We start from the raw sequence: 25,279 nt of genomic DNA on the forward strand, positions 1-25,279 counted from the left end.
AGCGACCGAAGGGAGTAAGACAGAAAATCACTGCTAGGCTGTATTTCACACCCTAAGGAGAACGCCATGACTGACCATCACACCTATAAGAAAGTCGAACTCGTCGGCTCGTCCACCAGCAGTATTGAAGACGCGATCAACAACGCATTGGCCGAGGCCAACAAAAGTCTCAAATACATGGAATGGTTCGAAGTCACCGAGACCCGAGGCCATATCAAGGACGGCAAGGCGGCGCACTTCCAGGTGACGCTCAAGGTCGGGTTCCGGATTGCCAGTAGCTGACGTTAGTCTAGTCTTCTGAACTTGAGCGCTGGCCGAATGCCATAGGAAGTGGCAATACGCTATGTGCGTTTTTCCGGCCAATGGCTGGATGCCTTTTTTGATCCGACCAGAGATTGCGACCGATGAAGAAGTTTATTTGGGCAGTGGGTTTATTGAGCCTGGCGGGGACTGCCTTAGCTGACGGCAAGTCCTGCGAAGAATTGAAAGCCGAAATCGCAGCAAAGCTCGACGCCAAGGGCATTTCCGGCTATTCGCTGGAAATTGTCGATAAAGGCAATGCGTCTGGCGGGAAAATCGTCGGCACCTGCGAGAAGGGCAGCAAGGAAATAGTCTATAAGCGGTAGCCTCAGAAAACGGCCACCAACCGATTGCCCGCAAAAAGCCGACGCCATCGCGTCGGCTTTTTTGCGGTCAACGTGTTCAGCCCTTCATGACTTGCGCCAGCAGCTCATAGGAATGCAGCCGATCCGCATGTTCGTACAGGTCGCAGGTAAAAATCAGCTCGTCGGCCTGGGTCTGCTCGATCAGCACGTCCAGCTTGGCGCGGATTTTTTGCGGGCTGCCGATCATCGCCAATCCCAGGAAATCGCTGACCGCCTCTTTCTCATGAGGCAACCACAGCCCTTCCATCGTCTTCACCGGCGGGCGCTGCACCAGGCTCTGACCACGCATCAGCGCAAGAATACGCTGGAATACCGAAGTCGCCAGATAATCGGCTTGTTCATCCGTGTCGGCGGCGACCAAAGGCACGCCAAGCATCACGTAAGGCTTGTCCAGCACGGCGGAAGGCTTGAAGTGATTGCGATAGACGCGAATGGCCTCATGCATGAAGCGCGGAGCGAAATGTGACGCGAACGCATAAGGCAAACCGCGCTCCCCTGCCAGCTGCGCACTGAAAAGGCTTGAGCCCAGCAACCAGACCGGCACATTCGTTCCGGTACCCGGCATTGCAATGACGCGCTGGTCCGGGGTGCGCGGGCCGAGATAACGCACCAGTTCGGCCACATCTTCCGGGAAGTCGTCGGCGCTGCCGGAACGTTCGCGACGCAGCGCACGGGCTGTCATCTGGTCGGAACCGGGCGCACGGCCAAGTCCCAGGTCGATGCGCCCTGGATACAGACTTTCCAGCGTGCCGAATTGTTCAGCGATGACCAGCGGTGCGTGGTTGGGCAGCATGACCCCACCGGACCCGACACGGATGGTCGACGTACCACCGGCCAGATAGCCAAGCAGCACGGAGGTTGCAGAACTGGCAATACCGTCCATGTTGTGGTGTTCAGCCACCCAAAAGCGGTTATAGCCGAACTTCTCGACGTGCTGCGCCAGGTCCAGCGAGTTGCGCAACGACTGGGCGGCGCTGCCGTTTTCGCGCACGGGCACCAGGTCGAGGGTCGAGAACTTGATATCGGACAGTCGTTTCATAAACCTGCTTCTCCAATTGAGGACGCAGGTTTTTCATACAAACGAAAACCTGCCGAATCCATAAGCGTGTTTCATGCAATGAGGGCATATACCCGAGTTTCAATAGCAGGGCGAAATTTAGCGACAAAAAACCGAACGATCAGATGCGCTGAACTTTGCTCCCCGGTCTACCCTCAGAACCCTAACGACCGAAACCACAACGGCGCGACGCTTCGCGCCGGATCTTGAGGAGACAGGCATGGCTATCACCAAGAAAGCATCGGCCCATTGGGAAGGTGATCTGAAAACCGGCATCGGCTCGATTTCCACCGAAACCGGTGTGCTCAGGGACGCGCCCTATGGCTTCAAGGCCCGCTTTGAGGGCGGAAAGGGCACTAATCCGGAAGAGTTGATCGGTGCGGCCCATGCGGGCTGTTTCTCCATGGCGTTTTCGATGATTCTCGGTGATGCCGGCCTCAAGGCCGACAGCATCGATACCCACGCCGAAGTGACCCTCGACCAGGTAGAAGGTGGTTTTGCGATCACCGCCGTGAAATTGATCCTCAAGGCAAAAATCCCCGGGGCGAGCCAGGCGCAGTTCGATGAGTTGAGCAACAAGGCCAAAGAGGGTTGTCCGGTCTCCAAGGTGCTGAATGCGAAAATCAGCCTGGAGGCCACGCTGGTCAGCTAAGTTCGCATGATCGCAGCCTTCGGCAACTCCCTGATCCTGTAGGAGCTGCCGCGGGCTGCGATCTTTTTTGATTTGAAACAGATTTGCCCGGTAAAACTGTGGTCGAATAAATGACAGCAGCACAAACGCATGACCTATGCGCGCTGCCTCAAGGAGCTTCAACCATGAAACGTTTTACCTTGGCGATTATCTGCTGCGCCCTGGCCACCTCGGCCCTGGCGGCACCCAAACCTTGTGAAGAGCTCAAGGCCGAAATCGAAGCCAAGATCCAGGCCCGAGGGGTGACGTCCTACACCCTGGAAATCGTTACCAACGACGAAGTGCACGATCAGAACATGGTCGTTGGCTCGTGCGAAGGTGGCACCAAGAAAATCATCTACCAGAAGAATGACCGCTGACCTGAATCAAGGCACACAGTTGATCTGACTCGCTTCGGCGACGATCTCGCGCCTGGCGTTATACAGGCGCGCTTCAGGGGTGAACGCCATGGAGCGGGCTTGTAACAGATAACGCTGACCGGCTTCGAAATGATCGTACTTAACGATTATGTAGCAAAGCCGCTCCGTAGTACCGCCGAACAAGTCCGAGCTCCCGCCTGGCACTTCAAAATCGAAGCGCACGGTCAGCTCGTGTCTACCGGGAGTGACCTGGAAAAAACGCCCGTCACGCAAGCGCTGGTTATCCAGTCGCTCCGCCATCAGCAATTTATCGTTAGGAAATGGCGTAGAGAAGTCTACCCACGCCATATGCGGATTGGCCGCCGGCATAGGCGTCGAACAGCCGGCCACGGCACCTGCAGCCAGTAACAGCATCAACCTGCGCATGATAAATATCCCAATGTCAGGATATTCAGGATAGCGCCGATCAGGTTCGTTGGCAGCCCGCTGGTGTGCCCTGGCCAATCACTTTTCGCTGTTGATCATACAGCTTGGCCCATGGCCGGAAGCCAATATTCCCCGCCTGCAGTTGATAGCGCTCGCCTGCATTGAAGTCGTTGAATTTCACATTCATCTGGCAGTCTCGCCACAGTGGTTGGGCATCGGGACCAATATTGGTGGGCTGGACGGGGAACTGGTAGCGAACGGTCAACTCATGGCTGCCGGGTTGAACCTCGAAATAGCGCTTGTCGGTTGCCGCTTTGTTGTCCACTTCAAGCGCCAGCAGGGCCGTGTCTTCCTGATGTGACTCCAGATCGATCCATGCTTGCGTCGGATCATGGCGAGGTAATCCGAATCCAGCACATCCGGCCAGCATCAGCAGGCCTCCCGTCAGCATCAACTTGCGCATAGCGGAGCTCCAGTCAAGCGGGATAGTCTTGCGAGCAGACTTTCCAGGGATTTTTTTATTTTGATCAGGCCGCATCGAAGCCTCGGGTTACTTGATCGCGTTTTACGCATTTTGTTTCCGGGTGTGCTGTTTTTGTTACTCAACGGTTGTTCCAGCGTCAGCTACTACAGCCAGTTGGCCAGTGGTCAACTGCAACTGCTGCGGGCCCGGGAACCCGTTGCCCGCGTCATTGCCGACCCACAGCGCGATCAGAAACTGCGCGCGCACCTGGTCCAATCACAAAAAGCCCGGACCTTTGCCACCCAGCAACTGCACCTGCCGGATAATCAGAGTTACCGCCTGTATGCCGACATTGGCCGTCCCTACGTGGTCTGGAACGTGTTTGTCACACCGGAATTTTCCCTGAAGCCACAAAACCATTGCTTCCCCATAGCCGGTTGTGTGGCGTATCGCGGCTATTACAGCCAGAGTGCGGCTCGCGGTGAGGCGGCGCTGCAGCGCCTGCAAGGCATGGACGTGTCCATCGGTGGCGTAGAGGCCTATTCGACCCTGGGGTGGTTCAACGATCCGATCATGAACTCAATGATGGGCTGGGGCGATGAACGACTGGCCACGCTGATTTTTCATGAACTCGCGCATCAGCGTGTTTATGTGAAGGATGACACTGAGTTCAACGAGTCATTCGCTACCTTTGTCGAGCAGGAAGGCACTCGCCAATGGCGGGCTTACCGTAGCCTTGCGCCCGAAAACAAAACACAGGAGAAACAACGGGGCCAATTTATTCAGCTGATCCTGGACACCCGCACCCGGCTTGAAAAGCTATACACACTGCCGCTGCCGCCCGAGCAAATGCGTCAGCGTAAAGCTGAGGCGTTCGAGCAGTTGCGCGCCGAATACCGTCAGATGCGTGACAAACAATGGGCCGGGGACAAACGCTACGACGCGTGGATTAATGCACCGATGAACAATGCGCGATTGCTGCCGTTTGGTCTGTATGACCAATGGGTGCCGGCGTTTGCGGCGCTGTTCAGGCAAGCAGGTGGGGATTGGGTGAAGTTTTATGCACAGGTCGAAAAGTTGGGTGCGTTGCCGGTTGAACAGCGTAAAGCGGCGTTGAAGGCGTTGTAGGAGCCAGGCTCGCCGGCGATCCGGGTGCCGCGGTGTATCTGCTGCACCGCGTCATCGATCTTCGCGGGCAAGTCGGATCGCCGTCCGCTCGCTCCTACACGCGCAAAAACGCCTGATGCATCTCGTCCAATGTTTCAAAATGATAAGTTGGCGCTTCGGCACTCAACTCCTCCCGACTACCGAACCCATAACCCACCGCTGCCGCATCCAGCCCGTTGCTGCGCGCGCCGATCAGGTCGTGCTTACGGTCGCCAATCATCAGGGTACTGGCCGGGTCGAGGCCTTCTTCGGCCATCAGGTGGGCGATCAGTTCAACCTTGTTGGTCCGGGTGCCGTCCAGTTCGCTGCCATAGATCACCTTGAAGTGTTTGGCGAAGTCGAAATGGCGAGCGATTTCCCGGGCGAAAACCCAGGGTTTGGAGGTCGCGATGTACAGCTGTCGTCCTTGCCCACCCAGGGTTTCGAGCAGCGGCGTAACACCGTCGAATACGCGGTTTTCGTAAAGCCCGGTGACCTTGAAGCGTTCGCGATAGAAGTTCACCGCCTCCCAGGCCCTGGCCTCGTCAAAGCTATAAAACTGCATGAAAGCCTGTAACAAGGGCGGACCGATGAAGTGTTCGAGCTTGGTCAGGTCGGGTTCCTCGATGCCCAGCTTACCCAGGGCAAACTGGATCGAACGGGTGATGCCTTCGCGCGGGTCGGTCAGGGTGCCATCAAGGTCGAACAGAACGGTTTGGTAATGCATGAAGATTCCTGGGCGATAGCGAGACATTTCAGATCTGGTCGTAGCCTTCGGCCAGATGCAGATCCTTGAGTTTCACGTAGTTCGCCGCGCTGTAGGTGAAAAAAGCTTGTTCCTTGTCAGTCAGTGGCCGGATCTGTTTCACCGGGCTGCCCACATACAGGAAACCGCTTTCCAGGCGTTTACCCGGAGGTACCAGGCTTCCGGCACCGATAATAACGTCGTCGGCGACCACCGCGCCGTCCATGACGATGCTGCCCATGCCTATCAACACCCGGCTGCCCACCGCACAGCCGTGCAGCATGACTTTGTGGGCGATGGTCACGTCGTCGCCAATAAGTAACGGGAAACCATCCGGATTGAACGGCCCGGCATGAGTGATGTGCAGCACACAGCCATCCTGCACGCTGGTACGCGTGCCAATGCGGATGCGGTGCATGTCGCCGCGGATCACCGTCAATGGCCATACCGAGCTGTCTTCGCCGATTTCAACATCGCCGATCACCACCGCCGAACTGTCGACAAAAGCGCCTTTGCCGAGCAACGGCGTGTGGTTCTGGTACTTGCGAAGGGACACGATAGGTTCTCTCTCTGTCGCTGATAGCTGCGGTGAGTGTCGATTGTAATTAAGATGGCTGCATGTTTCTTCCAGCCAAGGTGCCAACCGTGAGCGTGAACAACCCTCTTTTGCAGTCCTACGACCTGCCGCCGTTCTCCGCGATCCGTGCCGAGCATGTGCAACCGGCCATTGAACAGATCCTGGCTGACAACCGCGCCGCCATTATCGAGATCCTCAAGACCCAGGGCAAACAACCGACCTGGGCCGGCCTGGTGCTGGCCATGGACGAGCTCAATGACCGCCTGGGTGCGGCGTGGAGCCCGGTGAGCCATTTGAATGCCGTGTGCAACAGTGCCGAACTGCGTGAAGCCTATGAGGCTTGCCTGCCTGCCTTGAGCGCCTACTCCACGGAAATGGGCCAGAACCGTGAATTGTTCCAGGCTTATGAGGCCTTGGCCAACAGTCCGGAAGCCGCCGGTTTTGACGTAGCGCAGAAAACTATCCTGGAACACGCCCTGCGCGATTTCCGTCTGTCGGGTATCGACCTGCCGGAAGCCGAGCAGAAGCGCTACGCCCAAGTGCAGAGCAAACTGTCGGAGCTGGGTAGCCGCTTCTCCAACCAATTGCTGGATGCCACCCAGGCCTGGACCAAGCACATCACCGACGAAACTGCCCTCGCCGGCCTGACCGATTCGGCCAAGGCGCAAATGGCCGCCGCCGCGCAAGCCAAGGACCTCGATGGCTGGCTGATCACCCTGGAATTCCCGAGCTACTACGCGGTGATGACCTACGCCCACAACCGCGCGCTGCGTGAAGAAGTCTACGCTGCGTACTGCACCCGCGCCTCGGACCAGGGCCCGAATGCCGGCCAGAACGACAACGGACCGGTCATGCAGGAAATCCTCGACCTGCGTCAGGAGCTGGCCAAGCTCCTGGGGTTCGCGAGTTTCTCGGAACTCAGCCTGGCCACCAAAATGGCGGAATCCAGCGATCAAGTGCTGAGCTTCCTGCGCGACCTGGCCAAGCGCAGCAAGCCGTTCGCCGCCCAGGACCTGGAACAGCTCAAGGCCTACGCGGCCGAACAGGGCTGCCCGGACCTGCAAAGCTGGGACAGCGGCTTCTACGGCGAAAAACTTCGCGAGCAACGTTACAGCGTTGCCCAGGAAGCCCTGCGAGCCTACTTCCCAATCGATAAAGTACTGGGCGGCCTGTTCGCCATCGTGCAACGCCTGTACGGCATCGAAATTGCCGAGCAGCAAGGCTTCGACACCTGGCACCCGGATGTGCGTCTGTTCGAAATCAAGGAAAACGGCCAGCACGTCGGCCGCTTCTTCTTCGACCTCTACGCCCGCGCCAACAAACGCGGCGGTGCCTGGATGGACGGTGCCCGCGATCGTCGCCGCACCGCCGAAGGTGTGCTGCAAAACCCGGTGGCCAACCTGGTGTGCAACTTCACTCCGGCCGACAGCGGCAAGCCTGCGCTGCTAACCCACGATGAAGTCACCACCCTGTTCCACGAGTTCGGTCATGGCCTGCATCACCTGCTGACCCGCGTCGAACACGCCGGGGTGTCCGGCATCAACGGTGTGGCCTGGGACGCGGTCGAGCTGCCAAGCCAGTTCATGGAAAACTGGTGCTGGGAGCCCGAGGGGCTGGCGCTGATCTCCGGTCACTATGAAACTGGCGAACCACTGCCCCAGGACCTGCTGCAGAAAATGCTCGCGGCGAAAAATTTCCAGTCCGGCCTGATGATGGTCCGCCAACTGGAGTTCTCGCTGTTCGACTTCGAACTGCACGCCACCCATGGTGACGGTCGCAGCGTATTGCAAGTGCTAGAAGGCGTGCGCGACGAAGTGTCGGTGATGCGTCCTCCGGCCTACAACCGCTTCCCTAACAGCTTCGCGCACATCTTCGCCGGTGGTTACGCGGCGGGTTACTACAGCTACAAATGGGCTGAAGTGCTCTCGGCCGATGCTTTCTCCAAATTCGAGGAAGAGGGCGTGCTCAATGCCGACACGGGCCGGGCGTTCCGCGAAGCGATCCTGGCGCGCGGCGGTTCTCAAGAGCCGATGGTGCTGTTCGTCGATTTCCGTGGTCGTGAGCCGTCGATTGACGCACTCTTGCGCCACAGCGGCCTGAGTGAGGGCGCGGCAGCATGAGTGAGAGTCCCGTGATTACCAAACGACGCTTTATCGCCGGCGCGGTTTGTCCAGCCTGCAGCGAGCCGGACAAGTTGATGATGTGGAGCGAAGACGACGTACCGCATCGCGAGTGCGTGGCTTGCGGTTACTCCGATACGCTGAATGAACAAGGCCTGTCCGTTCCCAAGGAACTGGGCACCCGGGTCAACACTTCCGCGCTGAAACCTGCAGATACCAAGGTTCAGGCCGTGCAGTTTTTTCCGAACCCGAAGCTGAAGAAAAAGCCTGACGAACAACACTGAGTAGAAAACAACACCTCCCACGGCGCAATGCCGTGGGAGGTGTCGCTTATGGACTTTCAGTCAAGGCGTGGAAATGCTGACGTAGGCTTTAGCCAGCGCCAGAAGTTTCATCAAGTCTTCGGCGTCAATATCGCCGTCACCATCGACATCTTTCTTGAAATTACGGATCTTGAATGATTGCCCCCCATCATTTGAGGAGGCAATGAGGGTAGTGGAGTCCAGCAAAGCGGTGGTCGTCGCGAAATTTTTGTTATCCCAAGTCTCTTCTTTCAATGCGAACTGCATTGATACAAGCACTTCATTTGGATCGACGACAGTCGGACCAAGCTTTTACAAAAAAATACCGCGGCGATTAAACATCGACATCATTAAATCCTTTTAATTGATACTCATGTCAGTGGGTGGGGCGACCACAACAATACCGGTACCTGGAGCGATTCAACCAGACACGATATGTATCGTTCGATGACTTCGAAAACCCCGCCGATGTGCTGCCAAACGGCACTGGTCACACGAACCTTTCACGTATACTGTATGGGCATACAGCACTCGAGCTATCCCCATGAACGCGCCATTGCCCCCACGCGGTCGCGGTACAGCGACCAACCCGCACAACCGCTTTGCACCCCATCGCTCGGTCGCCGAGGATGACGGCTGGTATCAGGAAGCGCCGATGACCCAAGGCACCGAGGTGTCCATCGAGACTGCGAAAACCATCATCACCCGCAATAATTCACCGGACCTGCCCTTCGATCGCTCGATCAATCCTTATCGTGGCTGCGAGCACGGCTGCATCTACTGTTATGCACGGCCCAGTCACGCCTATTGGGACATGTCGCCAGGCCTGGATTTCGAAACGAAGCTGATTGCCAAGACCAATGCCGCGGACATATTGGAGGAACAGCTTTCCAGGCGTGGCTACCAATGTGCACCCATCAACCTGGGGTCCAACACCGATCCTTACCAGCCCATCGAGCGCGAGTACAAGATCACCCGCCAAACCCTCGAAGTGCTGCTGCGCTATCGTCATCCGGTAACCATCGTGACTAAAGGCTCGTTGATTCTGCGCGATCTGGACCTGCTGGCCGAACTCGCCCGTCAAAGGCTGGTGGCAGTGATGATCAGCCTGACCACGCTGGACGACGAGCTCAAGCGCATCCTCGAACCCCGCGCTGCGGCCCCCAAGGCCCGGCTGCGGGCGATCAGGGTGCTGCACGAAGCGGGAGTTCCTGTGGGCGTTCTGTGTTCACCCATGATTCCGATGATCAACGACAGCGAAATCGAAAACCTGCTCACAGAAGCCCATGCCGCCGGAGCACAAAGCGCGGCTTACATGATGCTGCGATTGCCCCTGGAAGTCGCGCCCCTGTTCGAAGAGTGGCTGGCGGCCCACTATCCGCAACGTGCGACCCATGTCCTGAGCCTGATTCGCCAGAGCCGCGGCGGCGAGTTGTACGACAGTCGCTTTGGCGCACGCATGCGTGGTGAAGGCCCTTTTGCCGATTTGTTGGCACAACGTTTTGCCAAAGCCATCAAACGCATGGGGCTCAACCATCGGGAAGGTTTCAACCTGGACTGCGATGCCTTCTGTCCGCCGGGTCGTCAAATGTCGTTGATTTAAGGGCAATTAGCCTATGGTTGAGAACGGGGGATCGCGCTCAGCTTTTTCACCAGTCACGTTTTTTGTGACCTGGAACACAGGTTCTAGAGCGGTCTTTTCAGTTTGAGTTAAGATTCGGCGGTTACCTTGTTCATCGAGTGACTGACGGGTCGATCGACGACCTGGATGTTTTTTTAGGCAGCCACTGGCTTCACACCGGACAGAACGGGAATATCCCTGACTCCGCCAAAGAGGATGAATCATGAGTGACAAGGATAAACAGCCGTTGGCTGCGTCGGCTTCTGCCCAACCCGGGGCGGAAACCGCCGATGCAGCGCTGCAGCATATCGTTGACGGCTTTTTGCATTTTCATCATGAGATCTTTCCGCAACAGGAAGAACTCTTCAAAAAACTTGCCACGGCCCAGCAGCCACGGGCGATGTTCATTACCTGCGCTGACTCGCGCATCGTCCCCGAGCTCATCACCCACAGCTCGCCGGGCGACCTGTTCGTCACTCGCAACGTCGGCAATGTCGTACCACCTTACGGCCAGATGAACGGTGGTGTGTCCACCGCCATCGAGTACGCAGTGCTGGCGCTGGGCGTACAGCACATCATCATCTGTGGCCACTCCGATTGCGGAGCGATGCGTGCGGTACTCAATCCCGATAGCCTGGAAAAAATGCCTACGGTCAAAGCCTGGTTAAGGCATGCGGAAGTCGCGAAAACCATGGTGCACGACAACTGCAACTGCGCCGACGAAAACGAACGCATGCACATCCTCACCGATGAAAATGTCATCGCACAGTTGCAACACTTGCGGACCCATCCCTCGGTAGCCTCGCGCATGGCGAACGGTCAGCTGTTCATCCATGGCTGGGTCTATGACATCGAAACCAGCGAAATCAAAGCTTACGACGCGGATCAGGGTCGTTTCCTGCCGCTCGACGGCAGCCATCCGATTCCGGTGGCGACGCCCAAAGCGCGCTTCTAAATCCTCCTAACCATCTGTGTGGTTTGATGCCGGCCGCTGTTTCAGCGGCCCGGCCTTGCCATGCCTGAAGAAAACTTCGGGAGAATCATCATGCGTGCTGCGCAACTTAAAGCTGTGCTGCCACGGGAGCTGCTGGCTTCGGTGGTTGTGTTTCTGGTTGCCCTGCCCCTGTGCATGGGCATTGCCATTGCTTCAGGATTGCCACCGGCCAAAGGCCTGATCACCGGGATCATCGGTGGACTGGTGGTCGGTTGGCTGGCCGGCTCGCCGCTGCAGGTCAGCGGCCCGGCGGCCGGCCTGGCGGTGTTGGTATTCGAGCTGATACGCCAGCACGGCGTGGTCATGCTCGGGCCGATCCTGCTGTTGGCGGGCTTTTTACAGTTGGTCGCTGGTCGCTTGAAACTGGGCTGTTGGTTTCGTGTGACTGCGCCTGCGGTTGTCTACGGCATGCTCGCGGGGATCGGGGTGTTGATCGTCCTGTCACAGCTGCATGTGATGCTGGACGCCACGCCCAAGCCTTCGGGGCTGGATAACCTGGCAGCCTTCCCGGCCGCCGTGGCTCAGGCTTTGCCATCCTTTGGCTGGCAGGCCGGTTTGCTTGGGTTGGGAACGATCGCCGTCATGTGGTTGTGGGAAAAGCTGCGTCCCCACTCCCTGCGATTCGTTCCCGGCGCGCTACTGGGGGTTGGGATCGCTACCGTCGTCAGCCTGGCCTTGGCGCTGCAAGTCAAACGGGTGGAAGTACCCGCAAACCTGGCCGAAGCCATCGACTGGCTGAAACCTGCTGACTTGCTGAACCTGGCTGACCCTGCATTGCTGATCGCGGCATTCGCGGTCGCATTCATTGCCAGCGCCGAAACCTTGCTATCCGCTGCCGCAGTCGACCGCATGCACAGTGGTCAACGCTCAGACTTCGACCGCGAGCTGTCCGCCCAAGGCGTCGGTAACATGCTTTGCGGATTGCTCGGCGCGTTGCCGATGACCGGGGTGATCGTACGCAGCTCGGCGAATGTCCAGGCCGGTGCCACCACGCGCTACTCAACGATTTTCCATGGATTGTGGCTGCTGGCGTTCGTGATGCTGCTGTCGAGCGTGCTGCAAAGCATTCCCGTGGCGAGCCTGGCCGGTGTGTTGGTTTACACCGGTTTCAAACTGGTCGATCTCAAGGCTTTTCGCGGTTTGGGTCGATACGGTCGAATGCCGATGTTCACCTACGCCGCGACAGCGCTGGCGATTATTTTCACCGACTTGCTGACAGGCGTGCTGATCGGCTTCGGCTTGACCTTGGTGAAGCTGGCGCTGAAAGCCTCACGGCTGAAAATAAGCCTGATCGACCTTCCACGGGACGGCGAAATGGAGCTGCGCCTGGTGGGGGCGGCGACTTTTCTCAAGGTGCCGGCTTTGACACAGGTATTGGGCAGCATCCCAGCGGGCTCAACGGTGCATGTGCCGCTCAATAACCTGACCTATATCGATCACTCCTGCCTGGAATTGCTGGAAGAGTGGGGTCGGGCCAACGCGGCAAAGGGTTCGAAGCTGTTGATCGAATCGCGCGGGTTAAAGCGCAGGTTGGAGGGGCGGGTGCGGACCAATATCGGTATTGGTGCGGCTGGCTGAATAACCCTGTGGGAGCGGGCTTGCTCGCGAAGGCGGTGTGTCAGTCAACATCAGCGTCGACTGACTTGACGCCTTCGCGAGCAAGCCCGCTCCCACATTGGGATAGGGTTGGCCTTTGAATCAAGCCACCGGCTGTTCCAGCTCCAGGCCCACGCCCAGGCGGCGGGACATGCACGGCCAGCGCTTCCATGCTGCGCCGGTGTCCGGGCTGCTGAGTTTCTCGCGGTAGGCTTCGACCGACTCCAGCGCAAAGCTTTCGTCGTTAAGCATCTCGTCCACGGCGTGATGCACCGCCTCGTCCAGTTGGTTGGCAAATTCCTCACCGATCAACTGGTGAGCAATCAGATTGGCGACCGTCATGTCCAACGGGATCAGTGGCTGGCCGAAATGCTTGATATACAGGTCGTTGACCTCTTCGACGAACCGATGCGCCAAATAAGCTTCGTCCAGAAGACCATCGAGCCCGACGTGCCCGGTCATGATCGCTGGCGGCTGCAGGAAGTACTGTTCGGCGATTTTCAGCACCGGCTTGATCTGTGACTCGATACCCGCTTCCCTGGCAACTTCATTGGCTGCATCCAGCAGATCAGGTACTTCCTCGATATAGGCGGTGACAAACCGCGTCAGCACGCCGTTGGCGTCCGTCTCCGGCAATTGAATCGCCGGGTGTAGATGAGGCAATTTGCTTTCCAGCTGACGCGTCAGCAGGCTGGTTTCAGCTTCGTGTTGTTGTGCTTTTTGGATCTGCTCGCGCAATGCGGCGGTGTTCATGAAAACTCCAGGAAACAAAGGCAATGAAATAGGGAAGACATAACTTAGCTGGCGCGTGAAAAACGCTAAGACGCATTTGTCATAAATATTTCATCCTTGAGACGCCAAAGCTATATCGAATGGCCACCACTCGTCTGCATCCTTCTCCATTCGTGCCCTGCAAAGCAAGTTAATGCTGTTTCAGATGATTTACGTCAGCACGTTGCGAGGTGAGAGTCGCTGTCTATACTCGGGTTGGAATGGAGTTAGCTGATGACGCCCGACTGCAATGCAGCAAGGCCCGGCGATTCAAGTTCGTAGTCTGATGCAGCCGCTCCCTTGCCGCAGGTGAAAGCCGGCGGGATAACAAGAACGATAAGGGGAACCCGCAATGATGCGACATCCACATGTCTGGATGGGCCTCCTGTTGTGGTCGATTTTCAGTCAGGCACAAGCGGCCTGGACTGTGAATATGGCGCCTGGAGCGACTGAAATCAGTCACGCTGTGTTTGACCTGCACATGACCATTTTCTGGATCTGTGTAGTGATCGGCATCATCGTCTTTGGCGCCATGTTCTGGTCGATGATCTTGCACCGCCGCTCTACCGGGCAGGTGGCGGCAAAATTTCATGAAAGTACCACCGTCGAAATTCTCTGGACCATCGTGCCCTTCATCATTCTGGTGGCCATGGCGGTTCCGGCGACTGCCACCCTGATCAAGATGTACGACGCCAGTGAGCCGGATATCGATATCCAGGTCACCGGCTATCAGTGGAAATGGCATTACAAGTACCTGGGCCAGGACGTTGAATTCTTCAGCAACCTGGCCACTCCAGCCGATCAAATCCACAACAAGGAAGCCAAGAGCGAGCATTACCTGCTCGAGGTCGACAAGCCCCTGGTGCTTCCGATCGGCGCCAAGGTGCGCTTTCTGGTGACCTCTGCCGACGTGATTCACTCCTGGTGGGTGCCGGCCTTTGCGGTCAAGCGCGATGCGATCCCGGGGTTTGTCAACGAAGCCTGGACCCGTATCGAAAAACCCGGCGTCTACCGCGGCCAATGCGCGGAGCTGTGCGGCAAGGATCATGGGTTCATGCCGATCGTGGTTGAGGTCAAGGACAAGCCCGATTACGAAAAGTGGTTGGCTGAACGCAAGGCTGAGGCTGCACAACTCAAGGAGCTGACCAGTAAGGAATGGACCCTCGACGAGCTCAAAGAGCGCGGCGACAAGGTCTATCACACCACCTGCGTGGCCTGTCACCAGGCAGAAGGCCAGGGCCTGCCGCCCATGTTCCCGGCACTCAAAGGCTCAAAAATCGCCACCGGCCCCATCAAGGAACACTTGAGCATTGTCTTCCATGGCAAGCCTGGCACCGCCATGGCGGCGTTCGGCAAGCAACTGTCGGAAGTCGATATCGCAGCGGTCGTGACCTACGAGCGAAACGCCTGGGGCAACAACAAGGGCGACATGGTCACCCCCAAAGAAGTGCTGGAGCTGAAACAGGCGGAAAGCAAATGACCCAGTCTATTGCGCACCCAAGGAACCAGTCGGAGCATCACGCCCCGACCTGCCCAGCCCATCTGTTTGCAGGAGACAGGACATGACTGTTGTAGTCGATGACCATGTTCAGACCGGCACCGCCCACGAGCACGCCCATGGCCCCGCCAAAGGCCTGATGCGCTGGGTGCTGACTACCAACCACAAGGACATCGGTACGCTGTACCTGTGGTTTGCGTTTTCCATGTTCCTGCTCGGCGGCTCGTTCGCGATGGTGATTCGCGCCGAACTGTTCCAGCCAGGGTTGCAGATCGTCCAGCCGGAATTTTTCAACCAGATGACCACCATGCACGGCCTGGTGATGGTCTTCGGTGCGGTGATGCCGGCCTTTGTCGGCCTTGCCAACTGGATGGTTCCGCTGATGATCGGCGCACCCGACATGGCACTACCGCGGATGAACAACTTCAGCTTCTGGCTGTTGCCAGCGGCATTCATCCTGCTGGTTTCGACCCTGTTCACCCCCGGAGGCGGACCCAACTTCGGCTGGACGTTCTACGCGCCGCTGTCGACGACCTACGCGCCGGAAAGCGTGACCTTCTTCATCTTTGCCATCCACTTGATGGGGATCAGTTCGATCATGGGTGCGATCAACGTGATCGCCACCATTCTCAACCTGCGCGCCCCCGGCATGACGCTGATGAAAATGCCGCTGTTCGTCTGGACCTGGCTGATCACCGCGTTCCTGCTGATCGCGGTAATGCCGGTACTGGCCGGTTGCGTGACGATGATGCTGATGGACATCCACTTCGGCACCAGCTTCTTCAGCGCCGCCGGTGGCGGTGACCCGGTGCTGTTCCAGCATGTGTTCTGGTTCTTCGGCCATCCCGAGGTGTACATCATGATCCTGCCGGCCTTTGGTGCCGTCAGCTCGATCATTCCGGCCTTCTCGCGCAAGCCGCTGTTCGGCTACACCTCGATGGTCTACGCCACGGCGAGTATCGCGTTCCTGTCGTTCATCGTCTGGGCGCACCACATGTTCGTGGTCGGTATCCCGCTGGTGGGTGAGCTGTTCTTCATGTACGCCACGTTGTTGATCGCGGTACCCACCGGGGTCAAGGTGTTCAACTGGGCCAGTACCATGTGGCAAGGTTCGCTGACCTTCGAGACGCCGATGCTGTTCGCGGTGGCGTTCGTGATCCTGTTCTCCATCGGCGGATTCTCTGGCCTGATGCTGGCCATCGCCCCGGCGGACTTCCAGTACCAGGACACCTACTTCGTGGTGGCGCACTTCCACTACGTGTTGGTGCCTGGGGCGATCTTCGGGATCTTCGCTTCGGCGTACTTCTGGCTGCCAAAATGGACTGGCCACATGTACGACGAAACCCTCGGCAAGTTGCATTTCTGGCTGTCGTTCATCGGCATGAACATGGCTTTCTTCCCGATGCACTTCGTCGGGCTTGCGGGCATGCCTCGACGGATTCCGGACTACAACCTGCAATTCGCCGACTTCAACATGGTGTCGTCGATCGGCGCCTTCATGTTCGGTGCAACGCAGATTTTCTTCCTGTTCATCGTGATCAAGACCATTCGCGGTGGCCCGCCAGCACCGGCCAAACCGTGGGATGGGGCCGAAGGCCTGGAATGGAGCATTCCCTCACCGGCGCCGTACCACACCTTCACCACGCCGCCGGAAGTGAAATGAAATGAGCGCCATGGCCTTTGTGGGAGCGAGCCTGCTCGCGAAAAACGATGACGCGGTCTACCTGCCAAACCGTGGCGTCTGCTTCGCGAGCAGGCTCGCTCCCACAGGGCTCTCGGCGCAGGTGAGAAATCATGGCTGACTCGATTTCAATGAAGAAGCTGGTCACCCGCCTGTTACTGGTGGTGGTCGCGATGTTTGTCTTCGGTTTTGCCCTGGTGCCGATCTACGACGTGATGTGCAAGGCATTCGGCATCAACGGCAAGACCGCCGGGCAGTATGAGGGCGAGCAAACGGTCGATACCTCGCGGCAGGTTCGCGTGCAGTTCCTGTCGACCAACTCCGCCGACATGTCCTGGGATTTCTATCCCAAGCATGATGAATTGACGGCCAACCCCGGGGCAGTGAACGAGATGATCTTCATCGCGCACAACCCTACCGATCGCCCGATGAGCGCTCAGGCGGTGCCGAGCATCGCGCCCAGCGCGGCGGCGGCGTACTTCCATAAGACCGAATGCTTCTGCTTCACCCAACAAGTGCTGCAGCCCGGTCAACGGATCGAGATGCCGGTACGTTTCATCGTTGACCGTGACATGCCCAAGGATGTGAAGCACCTGACGCTGTCCTACACGCTGTTCGATATCACCGCCCGACATCCACCGGTCGCAGTAAATACTGGCGGTTGAGCGTGCCCGATAAGGAGAACAATAAATGGCAACTCATGAACACTATTACGTTCCGGCCCAGAGCAAATGGCCGATCATCGCTACGGTCGGGATGTTCGTCACGGTGTTCGGCCTGGCCACCTGGTTCAACGATCTGAAAGCGGCGCGGCCGGAATCCCACGGCCCGCTGATCTTTTTCGTCGGTGGCCTGTTGCTGGCCTACATGCTCTTTGGCTGGTTCGGCACGGTGATCAAGGAAAGTCGCGGCGGCTTGTACAGCGCGCAGATGGATCGTTCGTTCCGCTGGGGCATGAGCTGGTTCATTTTCTCGGAGGTGATGTTTTTCATCGCCTTTTTCGGCGCGCTGTTTTATGTGCGCCATGTGTCCGGCCCCGCACTCGGCGGTGAAGGTGCCAAAGGCCTCGCTCACATGCTGTGGCCTGCCTTCGAGTGGACCTGGCCACTGCTGAACAACCCCGACTCCAAGCTGTTCCCACCCCCCAAGGAGGTCATTAGCCCCTGGGGATTGCCACTGCTCAATACCGTGATACTGGTGAGCTCCAGCGTCACCGTGACCATCGCCCACCATGCCTTGAAGAAGGGCCATCGCGGTGCGCTGAAAATCTGGCTGGCGCTTACTGTGCTGCTCGGCTGCGCGTTTCTCGGCTTTCAGGCCGAAGAGTACATGCACGCCTATCACGAACTGGGCCTGACCCTGGGTTCGGGCATCTACGGCGCCACGTTCTTCATGCTCACCGGGTTCCACGGCGCCCACGTGACGATCGGCACCATCATCCTGTTCGTGATGCTGATGCGGGTCATGCGTGGGCACTTCGACAGCGAACATCAGTTCGGTTTCGAGGCAGCGAGTTGGTACTGGCACTTCGTGGATGTGGTGTGGATCGGGCTGTTCGTTTTCGTCTATGTGCTGTAGGAGCGAGCACGGTCGCGATGGTACCCAACGATAACGCGGGGAACCTGACACCCCGCGATGCTTTCGAGTTTTTCGCGAGCATGCTCACTCCTACGGTTACCAGGGTGCGTGAGATACAAGCTGGCCGCTGAAAAAGCCCCAGGCGATCAAGCCGACGGTAATGGCGGCAAGGGCTACACGAACACTCAAGGCAATGACGAGGCGGTTCGAGCTGCTGTCGTCCTTGACCAGAAAAAACAGGCCGCTGAACAGGCTGACAACCGTGGCAATCAGCATCAGGACGATGGCTGCTTTGAGCATGGTGGGACTCCGGGGGGACAAGCGATGCATCTGAGTATAGCTATCGCGACGACCGACTTTCTGGCGATGCCATGAAGCGCTTTCGGCCGGGCATCATTCCGACATTGGTGGTTGCGCTGTTGCTGCCCCTGCTGGTGTCGCTCGGGTTCTGGCAATTGAGCCGGGGCGCGGAGAAAAGCGCGCTACTGCAAACCTACACTGAACGCCGGGCTGCAGAACCGATGGCCAGCACCGAGCTGCAGCACACCGCAGACCCGGCCTTCAGACGGATTCACCTGCATGGCCAGTTCGATTCCGCGCACAGCCTGTTGCTGGATAACCGTCAGCGTGGCGGCAAAGTCGGCGTCGAGCTGCTGCAACCGTTTCAGGATCAGGCAACAGGGCTGTGGCTGCTGGTCAATCGCGGCTGGCTGCCTTGGCCCGACCGTCGGACGCCGCCGCAATTCACCACACCGACCGATGCCTTGAGTCTCGATGCATGGGTCTACGTTTCACCCGGCGCGACCTTCCAGCTCCACGCCGACCCAAGCACCAGCACCTGGCCAAAACTACTCACGGCCATTGACCCGAACGCACTCTGGGCAGCCCTGGGCCGTGAAGGTTTTGCCTACGAATTACGCGCAGAAACCGGACCCGCGACGTACCAGGCCGATTGGCCGGTAGTGGCCATGGGGCCGGAAAAACACATCGCTTATGCCGTGCAGTGGTTCGCCATGTCGATCGCCCTGTTCGGTCTTTACCTCTACCTCGGCTGGCACAACGCAAAGGAGAAACACCATGGGAACGGCCATGAATCCACCCAGCATGTCTGAGGCCAAAACGCCGGTGAACCGGCGCAAGGGACGGTTGCAGTTACTGCTGATTGTGCTCGGGGTGGTCGGTCCGATGATCCTGGCGACCGGCATGTACAAACTGAATTTCTGGGTGCCGGAAGGACGCAGTTATCACGGCGAACTGATCGGCAACGGACAGAGCCGCGCCGACCTTGGCGTACGGGCGCAGGAAGACCGCTGGCAGTTGCTGGTGACGGCACCGAAAGAGTGCTCGGTGGACTGCCAGCAACTGGTTTATCTGGCGCGCCAAATCCAGATCGGCCTGGGTCGCGATGCCGGTCGCGCCAGTCACGCACTGGCGGCGACACAGCCGCTGAGCAGTGATTACGAGACTAAACTTCAACGCGAGTACCCGCAGTTGCAGCGCTATCCACTGGACCTGCCGACCTACACCAAAGGAGCTCAGAGTAATGACTCTCCACACCTGTGGATCATCGATCCCCACGGCAATCTGGTCTTGCGCTACGACCCGTCAGTCAAGGGCAAGGACCTGCTCAATGACCTGCGGCACCTGCTGAAACTGTCGAACATCGGATAAGGGCATCGTCATGGCCAAGCCTGGATTTCGCCTCGCGCTGTTTGCCACCTTGCTGGCACTGATTGTGGTGTTGCTCGGTGCCTATACCCGCCTGACCCACGCAGGCTTGGGCTGTCCGGACTGGCCTGGCTGCTACGGCTTTATCAGCGTGCCCAAAAGCGAAGCACAACTGGCCCATGCCGAATTGCATTTTCCGGACACGCCTGTAGAAGCCCATAAAGGCTGGAACGAGATGATCCACCGCTACTTCGCCGGCACGCTGGGGCTGCTGATATCGGTGTTGGCCGGTAGGGCCTGGGTCCATCGCCGGCATCCAGGACAACCGGTGAAGCTGCCGTTGTTCCTGCTGGCGGTAGTGTTCGCTCAAGCCGCGTTCGGCATGTGGACGGTGACACTCAAGCTCTGGCCGCAAGTTGTCACCGGACATCTGCTTGGCGGCTTTGCGACCCTGAGCCTGCTGTTTCTGCTGACCTTGCGCCTGTCCGGCGTACTGCCCGCATTGACGGTGCCGCGACGCCTGCAGTACTGGGCGACGGCGGGGCTGTTGCTGGTGATCGGGCAAATCGCCTTGGGTGGCTGGGTCAGCTCCAACTACGCCGCTGTGGCCTGCATCGACTTTCCGACGTGCCACGGGCAATGGCTGCCACCTGCGGACTTCGCCAACGGCTTTCACCTGACCCAGCACATCGGCCCGAACTACCTCGGCGGGCAACTGGACAGCGACGCTCGCACCGCGATTCACCTGACACACCGGATCGGCGCGTTGTTGGTGACCCTGGTGTTACTGGGCCTCGCCTGGCAACTGAAAGTCGTCGGCATGACGCGACTCGCCGGGTTGGTGCTGATCGCCCTCGCGGCGCAAATCACCCTGGGCATCAGCAACGTGCTGTTGCACCTGCCGCTACCGATTGCCGTCGCCCATAACGCCGGGGGCGCAGCGCTGTTGCTGACGATGGTGTTGGTCAATTACCACGCCCGGACCAGCCTGGTTCGGGTCAAGCAGCCGACACGCTGGCGTTTCAGCCCGCGTAAACATTCAGCCGGGCCCATAACAATAAAAGGAGAGACGCCATGGCGATTCTGATCGGCGAGCGTCACAGCCAGGCAATCTGGCGTGACTACCTGGAGCTGACCAAACCAAAAGTGGTGGTGCTGATGCTCATCACTTCACTGGTAGGGATGTTCCTCGCAACGCGCGCCGGAGTGCCGTGGACCGTGCTGGTGTTCGGCAACCTGGGCATTGCCTTGTGTGCAGGCGGTGCGGCAGCGGTCAACCACGTGGTGGACCGCAGGATCGATGCGGTCATGGCACGCACCCACAAACGGCCACTGGCCGAAGGCCGGGTATCTCCGGCCGCCGCGCTGACTTTTGCCCTGGTGCTGGCACTGCTGGGTCAGGCCTTGTTGCTGGCCTTCACCAATCCGCTGACCGCATGGCTGACCCTCGCCTCCCTGCTCGGCTACGCAGTGGTCTACACCGGTTTCCTCAAGCGCGCGACGCCGCAGAATATCGTGATCGGAGGCCTGGCCGGGGCCGCTCCGCCGCTGCTCGGCTGGACCGCCGCCACCGGCCACGTCAGCGCCGAACCGCTGCTTTTGGTGCTGATCATCTTCGCCTGGACCCCGCCACACTTCTGGGCCCTTGCGATCCATCGCAAGGAGGAATATGCCAAGGCCGACATCCCGATGCTGCCGGTGACCCACGGCGAGCACTACACCAAGATCCACATCCTGCTTTACACCGGCGCGCTGCTGGCCGTCAGTCTGATGCCCTACGTGATCCACATGAGCGGCCTGCTGTACCTGACTTGCGCCATCGGTCTTGGCGCCAGATTCCTGCAATGGGCCGTGGTGCTGTACCGTGGCACTCGGCCGCACGCGGCGATCAACACCTTCAAGTACTCTATTTACTACTTGTTCCTGCTGTTCATCGCCCTGCTCGTTGACCACTACTTATTGTTGAACCTATGACCCGAACCCAGAAAACCGTCTTCATCCTTGTCGCCCTGATCGCGCTGGTCCTGGGCCTGACCATCAACAAAGTGCTCTCCGGCAAAGGCCAGGGCGACCCGACGGCACTGATCGACGCGGGGATCATCCTGCTGCCGCAAAGCCGCAACCTGCCGGATGTGAAGATGACCGATCAGGACGGCAAGCCGGTGGCAATCAACGAACTCAAAGGCAAGTGGAGCCTGCTGTTCTTCGGCTACACCTTTTGCCCGGACATCTGCCCGACCACCCTCGCCCAACTGCGTCAGATCAAGAGTGAACTGCCGCCGGAGGCTGTGGATAAGTTGCAGATCGTGCTGGTCAGTGTCGATCCACACCGCGATACGCCCAAGCAGCTCAAGCAGTACCTGGGCTACTTCGATCCGCAGTTTGTCGGGCTGACGCCAACGTCGGTAGAAGAGCTGCAGAAAGTCGCCAATGCGGTGAGCATTCCGTTCATTCCAGCCGATACCGGCAAGCCGAACTACACCGTCGACCACAGCGGCAACTTGGCGGTGATCGGCCCGGACGGAACCCAGCGCGGGTTTATTCGGGCTCCCTTGAACAATGTGAAACTGGTGGCGCAGTTGCCGGTGATGCTCAACCGCAAATAACCACCATAGCGCTCCCGTAGGAGCCAGGCACAAAAAAAGGGGACGCTTATGGCATCCCCTTTTTCGTTGCGTCAGTAGATCAGAACGCCGGCACGACCGCGCCTTTGTACTTCTCGAGAATGAAGGCCTTCACTTCCGGGCTGTGCAAGGCAGCCACCAGCTTCTTCATCGCTTCGCTGTCCTTGTCGTCCGGGCGGGCAACGAGGATGTTCACGTAAGGCGAGTCGCTGCCTTCGATGACCAGCGCGTCCTTGGATGGATCGAGCTTGGCTTCCAGGGCGTAGTTGGTGTTGATCAGCGCCAGGTCGACCTGGGTCAGCACGCGCGGGATGGTCGCGGCTTCCAGCTCACGGAACTTCAGGTTTTTCGGGTTCTCGGTGATGTCCTTGACCGTCGACAGGATGTTGTTCGAATCCTGCAGCTTGATCACTCCGGCCTTGGCCAGCAGCAACAGCGCACGCCCGCCGTTGGTGGCGTCGTTCGGGATCACCACGGTGGCGGTGCTTGGCAGCTCTTCCAGGGTCTTGTACTTGCTGGAGTAAGCACCCAGTGGTTCCAGGTGCACGCCGGCCACCGAGACCAGGTTGGTGCCCTTGGCCTTGTTGAACTCATCCAGGTACGGCTGATGCTGGAAGAAGTTGGCGTCCAGGCGTTTTTCCGCGACCTGCACGTTCGGCTGGATGTAATCGGTGAAGACTTTAACCTTGAGGTCCACGCCTTGCTGGGCCAGGGCCGGTTTGACGAACTCGAGGATTTCCGCGTGCGGAACCGGAGTCGCTGCGACTGTCAGGGTGTCGGCGGCGTGGGCGGAAAAGGCTGCAACAGCAGCGAATGCGGCGAGTAGTTTTTTCATTCAGCTAACTCCATGTGAGGCGCCCGATTGGCGCCTGCCAGCGAATGGCCGGCTCATGTCTTACTTACGAGAAAAGTGGACGACCAATTTGTCGCCGACGGTTTGCAATACCTGAACCAGCACCAGCAGTAACACCACCGTGACCACCATTACGTCAGTCTGGAAACGCTGGTAGCCGAAGCGGATCGCCAGGTCACCCAGACCACCGGCACCGACCACACCGGCCATTGCCGTGTAGGACACCAGTGTAATGGCAGTCACCGTAATCGCCGCGAAAATGCCCGGGCGGGCTTCGGGCAGCAAGGCATTGGTGATGATCTGCCGCGTCGTCGCGCCCATGGCCTGGGTCGCTTCGATGATGCCGCGATCCACTTCGCGCAGAGCGGTTTCCACCAGTCGCGCGAAAAACGGCGTGGCACCGACCACCAGCGGCGGGATCGCGCCGGCGACCCCCAGGGAAGTACCGGTGATCAATACGGTGAACGGAATCATCACGATCAACAGAATGATGAAGGGCAGCGAACGCAGGATGTTCACCACCAGAGACAACATCGCGTAGACGCCTTTGGCTTCCAGCAACTGACGCGGGCTGCAGAGGAACAACAGCACGCCCAGCGGCAGGCCCAGCAACACGGTGAACAACAGCGAACCACCGAGCATCAGCAGCGTATCACCGGTGGCCAGCCAGATTTCGAACCAGTCGATGTTGGCGAAAAAACTAGTCAGGGCTTCCATTAGCGCAGCACCTCCATGTGAACGTCGGCCGCGGTGAAGCGGGCAAAAGCCGCTTCCATGTCACCACCGGTCACGGCCAGGGTCAGTTGCCCATACGGGACGTCCTTGATGCGATCGATCCGACCAGCCAGGATGCTGTAGTCCACACCGGTCTCCCGAGCGACGGTTCCCAGCAGGGGCGCGTAGGTCGCTTCGCCCTGGAAGGTCAGACGCACGATGCGGCCTGGCACGTGTGCGAAGTCGTCACGCTGTTCGCTTTCGTCGATGTGCTCGTCTTCTTGCACGAAACGCTTGGTCGTCGGGTGTTTCGGATGCAGGAACACCTGGGCCACCGAACCTTGCTCGACAATCACGCCAGCGTCCATGACGCCTACCTGGTCGCAGACTCGGCGGATCACGTCCATTTCATGGGTGATCAGCACGATGGTCAACTTCAGCTCACGATTGATCTCAGCCAATAATTGCAGGACCGACGCCGTGGTCTGCGGGTCCAGTGCACTGGTGGCTTCGTCGCACAGCAGGATTTTCGGCTTGGTCGCCAAGGCGCGGGCAATGCCGACACGCTGCTTCTGGCCGCCGGACAACTGCGCTGGATACTTGTTGGCATGATCGGACAAACCGACCCGGGCCAACAACTCGGCCACGCGCAGATCGATGTCGCGGCGGGACAGTTCACCGGCCAGCGTCAGCGGCAGCGCAACGTTGTCGGCAACGGTCTTGGACGCCAGCAGGTTGAAGTGCTGGAAAATCATTCCGACCTGCTGACGGAAACGGCGCAGTCCGTTGGCATCAAGCGCAGTGACTTCTTCGCCGTCCACGATGATCTTGCCGCCGCTGGAATTTTCCAGGCGATTGATCAGACGCAGCAGGGTACTTTTTCCCGCACCGGAATGGCCAATCAGACCAAAGACCTGACCATTTTCTATCGTCAGACTGGTCGGATGCAGGGCGGGGATATCCTTACCGGCGACGCGGTAGGTTTTATGGACGTTTTGAAACTCGATCACGTAGCGAACCTTGTGGGGCGCGTTGGAAAAGGATCAGCGGTTAGCCGGGCGCGCATTTTAGCCTGTCCGTATAGCAGTTCTTAGCATTTATTTCGTATTCAACCAGTCATTTGGCAATAA

At 58.7% G+C, this 25,279-nt stretch carries 29 protein-coding genes and 1 pseudogene; 19 read left to right on the plus strand and 11 right to left on the minus strand.

Going from position 1 to position 25,279, the window contains the following annotated elements; all coding sequences use genetic code 11:
• The first annotated feature begins 66 nt into the window (after positions 1–66).
• Complete coding sequence (locus CGA21_RS00085; protein ID WP_007940746.1) at positions 67–282, plus strand: dodecin; 216 nt, start codon at positions 67–69, stop codon at positions 280–282.
• Positions 283–404: 122 nt separating this feature from the next.
• Positions 405–626 carry a DUF1161 domain-containing protein gene (locus CGA21_RS00090; protein WP_110748555.1) on the plus strand — a complete coding sequence of 74 codons (222 nt, stop codon included), beginning with the start codon at positions 405–407 and terminating at the stop codon, positions 624–626.
• 76 nt (positions 627–702) lie between these two features.
• On the opposite strand, the gene CGA21_RS00095 is transcribed toward CGA21_RS00090, so the two are convergent.
• Entirely contained in the window at positions 703–1,704 is a 1,002-nt protein-coding gene (locus tag CGA21_RS00095) for an LLM class flavin-dependent oxidoreductase (RefSeq protein WP_188263291.1), read from the minus strand.
• Between the two features lie 238 nt (positions 1,705–1,942).
• Here CGA21_RS00095 and CGA21_RS00100 point away from each other — a divergent pair, with 238 nt between their 5' ends.
• A complete protein-coding gene (locus tag CGA21_RS00100; RefSeq protein ID WP_110748549.1) occupies positions 1,943–2,374 on the plus strand; it encodes an OsmC family protein in 432 nt (143 codons plus the stop codon).
• A gap of 164 nt (positions 2,375–2,538) precedes the next feature.
• Complete coding sequence (locus CGA21_RS00105) at positions 2,539–2,772, plus strand: DUF1161 domain-containing protein (RefSeq protein ID WP_110748546.1); 234 nt, start codon at positions 2,539–2,541, stop codon at positions 2,770–2,772.
• 6 nt (positions 2,773–2,778) lie between these two features.
• On the opposite strand, the gene CGA21_RS00110 is transcribed toward CGA21_RS00105, so the two are convergent.
• Positions 2,779–3,198, minus strand: a complete 420-nt coding sequence (locus CGA21_RS00110; RefSeq protein ID WP_110748543.1) for a hypothetical protein — start codon at positions 3,196–3,198, stop codon at positions 2,779–2,781.
• 40 nt (positions 3,199–3,238) lie between these two features.
• On the minus strand, positions 3,239–3,661 hold the full coding sequence (locus tag CGA21_RS00115) for a hypothetical protein (RefSeq protein ID WP_179054888.1): 423 nt from the start codon (positions 3,659–3,661) through the stop codon (positions 3,239–3,241).
• A 60-nt stretch (positions 3,662–3,721) separates the two neighbouring features.
• Between CGA21_RS00115 and CGA21_RS00120 the strand changes: the two genes are divergently transcribed.
• A complete protein-coding gene (locus tag CGA21_RS00120) occupies positions 3,722–4,789 on the plus strand; it encodes an aminopeptidase (protein ID WP_110748537.1) in 1,068 nt (355 codons plus the stop codon).
• 94 nt (positions 4,790–4,883) lie between these two features.
• On the opposite strand, the gene CGA21_RS00125 is transcribed toward CGA21_RS00120, so the two are convergent.
• Both CGA21_RS00125 and CGA21_RS00130 read right to left on the minus strand, forming a co-directional pair.
• The gene (locus CGA21_RS00125) at positions 4,884–5,534 is read right to left on the minus strand and encodes an HAD family hydrolase (protein WP_110748535.1); all 651 of its coding nucleotides are present in this window, start codon (positions 5,532–5,534) and stop codon (positions 4,884–4,886) included.
• Between the two features lie 28 nt (positions 5,535–5,562).
• A complete protein-coding gene (locus tag CGA21_RS00130; RefSeq protein WP_110748532.1) occupies positions 5,563–6,108 on the minus strand; it encodes a gamma carbonic anhydrase family protein in 546 nt (181 codons plus the stop codon).
• Positions 6,109–6,170: 62 nt separating this feature from the next.
• Between CGA21_RS00130 and prlC the strand changes: the two genes are divergently transcribed.
• Positions 6,171–8,249 carry an oligopeptidase A gene (gene prlC / locus CGA21_RS00135; protein ID WP_188263292.1) on the plus strand — a complete coding sequence of 693 codons (2,079 nt, stop codon included), beginning with the start codon at positions 6,171–6,173 and terminating at the stop codon, positions 8,247–8,249.
• The gene (locus tag CGA21_RS00140; protein ID WP_008064765.1) at positions 8,246–8,533 is read left to right on the plus strand and encodes a YheV family putative zinc ribbon protein; all 288 of its coding nucleotides are present in this window, start codon (positions 8,246–8,248) and stop codon (positions 8,531–8,533) included. The genes prlC and CGA21_RS00140 overlap by 4 nt, the downstream gene beginning before the upstream one ends.
• Before the next feature lie 60 nt (positions 8,534–8,593).
• On the opposite strand, the pseudogene CGA21_RS00145 reads toward CGA21_RS00140, so the two are convergent.
• Positions 8,594–8,899: pseudogene (locus CGA21_RS00145) on the minus strand (hypothetical protein).
• Between the two features lie 196 nt (positions 8,900–9,095).
• On the opposite strand from CGA21_RS00145, the gene CGA21_RS00150 reads away from it, so the two are divergent.
• From CGA21_RS00150 to CGA21_RS00160, 3 genes are all read left to right on the plus strand, one after another.
• Positions 9,096–10,154, plus strand: a complete 1,059-nt coding sequence (locus tag CGA21_RS00150; RefSeq protein WP_188263293.1) for a PA0069 family radical SAM protein — start codon at positions 9,096–9,098, stop codon at positions 10,152–10,154.
• 241 nt (positions 10,155–10,395) lie between these two features.
• A complete protein-coding gene (locus CGA21_RS00155) occupies positions 10,396–11,127 on the plus strand; it encodes a carbonic anhydrase (RefSeq protein WP_110748521.1) in 732 nt (243 codons plus the stop codon).
• 90 nt (positions 11,128–11,217) lie between these two features.
• Positions 11,218–12,744, plus strand: coding sequence for a SulP family inorganic anion transporter (locus CGA21_RS00160; protein WP_110748518.1), 1,527 nt, complete (start codon positions 11,218–11,220; stop codon positions 12,742–12,744).
• A gap of 120 nt (positions 12,745–12,864) precedes the next feature.
• Here the strand turns inward: CGA21_RS00160 and CGA21_RS00165 are convergent, their stop codons facing one another.
• A complete protein-coding gene (locus tag CGA21_RS00165; RefSeq protein WP_110748515.1) occupies positions 12,865–13,515 on the minus strand; it encodes a hypothetical protein in 651 nt (216 codons plus the stop codon).
• 370 nt (positions 13,516–13,885) lie between these two features.
• Here CGA21_RS00165 and coxB point away from each other — a divergent pair, with 370 nt between their 5' ends.
• From coxB to CGA21_RS00185, 4 genes are all read left to right on the plus strand, one after another.
• Entirely contained in the window at positions 13,886–15,013 is a 1,128-nt protein-coding gene (coxB, locus tag CGA21_RS00170; RefSeq protein WP_188263294.1) for a cytochrome c oxidase subunit II, read from the plus strand.
• 82 nt (positions 15,014–15,095) lie between these two features.
• The gene (gene ctaD / locus CGA21_RS00175; protein ID WP_110748509.1) at positions 15,096–16,694 is read left to right on the plus strand and encodes a cytochrome c oxidase subunit I; all 1,599 of its coding nucleotides are present in this window, start codon (positions 15,096–15,098) and stop codon (positions 16,692–16,694) included.
• Positions 16,695–16,825: 131 nt separating this feature from the next.
• Positions 16,826–17,377: a cytochrome c oxidase assembly protein gene (locus tag CGA21_RS00180; protein WP_033038877.1), complete on the plus strand. Its 552-nt coding sequence runs from the start codon at positions 16,826–16,828 to the stop codon at positions 17,375–17,377.
• A 25-nt stretch (positions 17,378–17,402) separates the two neighbouring features.
• Positions 17,403–18,290, plus strand: a complete 888-nt coding sequence (locus CGA21_RS00185) for a cytochrome c oxidase subunit 3 (protein WP_110748507.1) — start codon at positions 17,403–17,405, stop codon at positions 18,288–18,290.
• A gap of 96 nt (positions 18,291–18,386) precedes the next feature.
• On the opposite strand, the gene CGA21_RS00190 is transcribed toward CGA21_RS00185, so the two are convergent.
• Positions 18,387–18,590: a twin transmembrane helix small protein gene (locus CGA21_RS00190; RefSeq protein ID WP_008064738.1), complete on the minus strand. Its 204-nt coding sequence runs from the start codon at positions 18,588–18,590 to the stop codon at positions 18,387–18,389.
• A gap of 71 nt (positions 18,591–18,661) precedes the next feature.
• Here CGA21_RS00190 and CGA21_RS00195 point away from each other — a divergent pair, with 71 nt between their 5' ends.
• The 5 genes from CGA21_RS00195 to CGA21_RS00215 are packed head-to-tail and all read left to right on the plus strand — an operon-like array spanning position 18,662 to position 22,564.
• Positions 18,662–19,402 (plus strand): SURF1 family protein, encoded by a 741-nt coding sequence (locus tag CGA21_RS00195; RefSeq protein ID WP_188263295.1) that lies wholly within the window; start codon positions 18,662–18,664, stop codon positions 19,400–19,402.
• Entirely contained in the window at positions 19,368–19,961 is a 594-nt protein-coding gene (locus CGA21_RS00200; protein ID WP_110748502.1) for a hypothetical protein, read from the plus strand. Before CGA21_RS00195 ends, CGA21_RS00200 begins: the two co-directional genes overlap by 35 nt.
• A 10-nt stretch (positions 19,962–19,971) precedes the next feature.
• Complete coding sequence (locus CGA21_RS00205) at positions 19,972–21,045, plus strand: COX15/CtaA family protein (RefSeq protein WP_110748499.1); 1,074 nt, start codon at positions 19,972–19,974, stop codon at positions 21,043–21,045.
• The gene (gene cyoE, locus CGA21_RS00210) at positions 21,033–21,932 is read left to right on the plus strand and encodes a heme o synthase (RefSeq protein WP_110748497.1); all 900 of its coding nucleotides are present in this window, start codon (positions 21,033–21,035) and stop codon (positions 21,930–21,932) included. The genes CGA21_RS00205 and cyoE overlap by 13 nt, the downstream gene beginning before the upstream one ends.
• On the plus strand, positions 21,929–22,564 hold the full coding sequence (locus CGA21_RS00215) for an SCO family protein (RefSeq protein WP_188263296.1): 636 nt from the start codon (positions 21,929–21,931) through the stop codon (positions 22,562–22,564). The genes cyoE and CGA21_RS00215 overlap by 4 nt, the downstream gene beginning before the upstream one ends.
• Before the next feature lie 79 nt (positions 22,565–22,643).
• Here the strand turns inward: CGA21_RS00215 and CGA21_RS00220 are convergent, their stop codons facing one another.
• Genes CGA21_RS00220 through CGA21_RS00230 form a run of 3 tightly spaced genes read right to left on the minus strand, consistent with a single transcriptional unit; the run spans position 22,644 to position 25,159 of the window.
• Positions 22,644–23,417 (minus strand): MetQ/NlpA family ABC transporter substrate-binding protein, encoded by a 774-nt coding sequence (locus CGA21_RS00220; protein ID WP_110748492.1) that lies wholly within the window; start codon positions 23,415–23,417, stop codon positions 22,644–22,646.
• 60 nt (positions 23,418–23,477) lie between these two features.
• A complete protein-coding gene (locus CGA21_RS00225) occupies positions 23,478–24,152 on the minus strand; it encodes a methionine ABC transporter permease (protein WP_008002212.1) in 675 nt (224 codons plus the stop codon).
• Positions 24,152–25,159 carry a methionine ABC transporter ATP-binding protein gene (locus CGA21_RS00230; protein WP_110748489.1) on the minus strand — a complete coding sequence of 336 codons (1,008 nt, stop codon included), beginning with the start codon at positions 25,157–25,159 and terminating at the stop codon, positions 24,152–24,154. Before CGA21_RS00230 ends, CGA21_RS00225 begins: the two co-directional genes overlap by 1 nt.
• Positions 25,160–25,279: the final 120 nt, after the last annotated feature.

It is taken from the genome of Pseudomonas sp. PSB11, assembly GCF_014596605.1.
Classification (GTDB): domain Bacteria; phylum Pseudomonadota; class Gammaproteobacteria; order Pseudomonadales; family Pseudomonadaceae; genus Aquipseudomonas; species Aquipseudomonas umsongensis.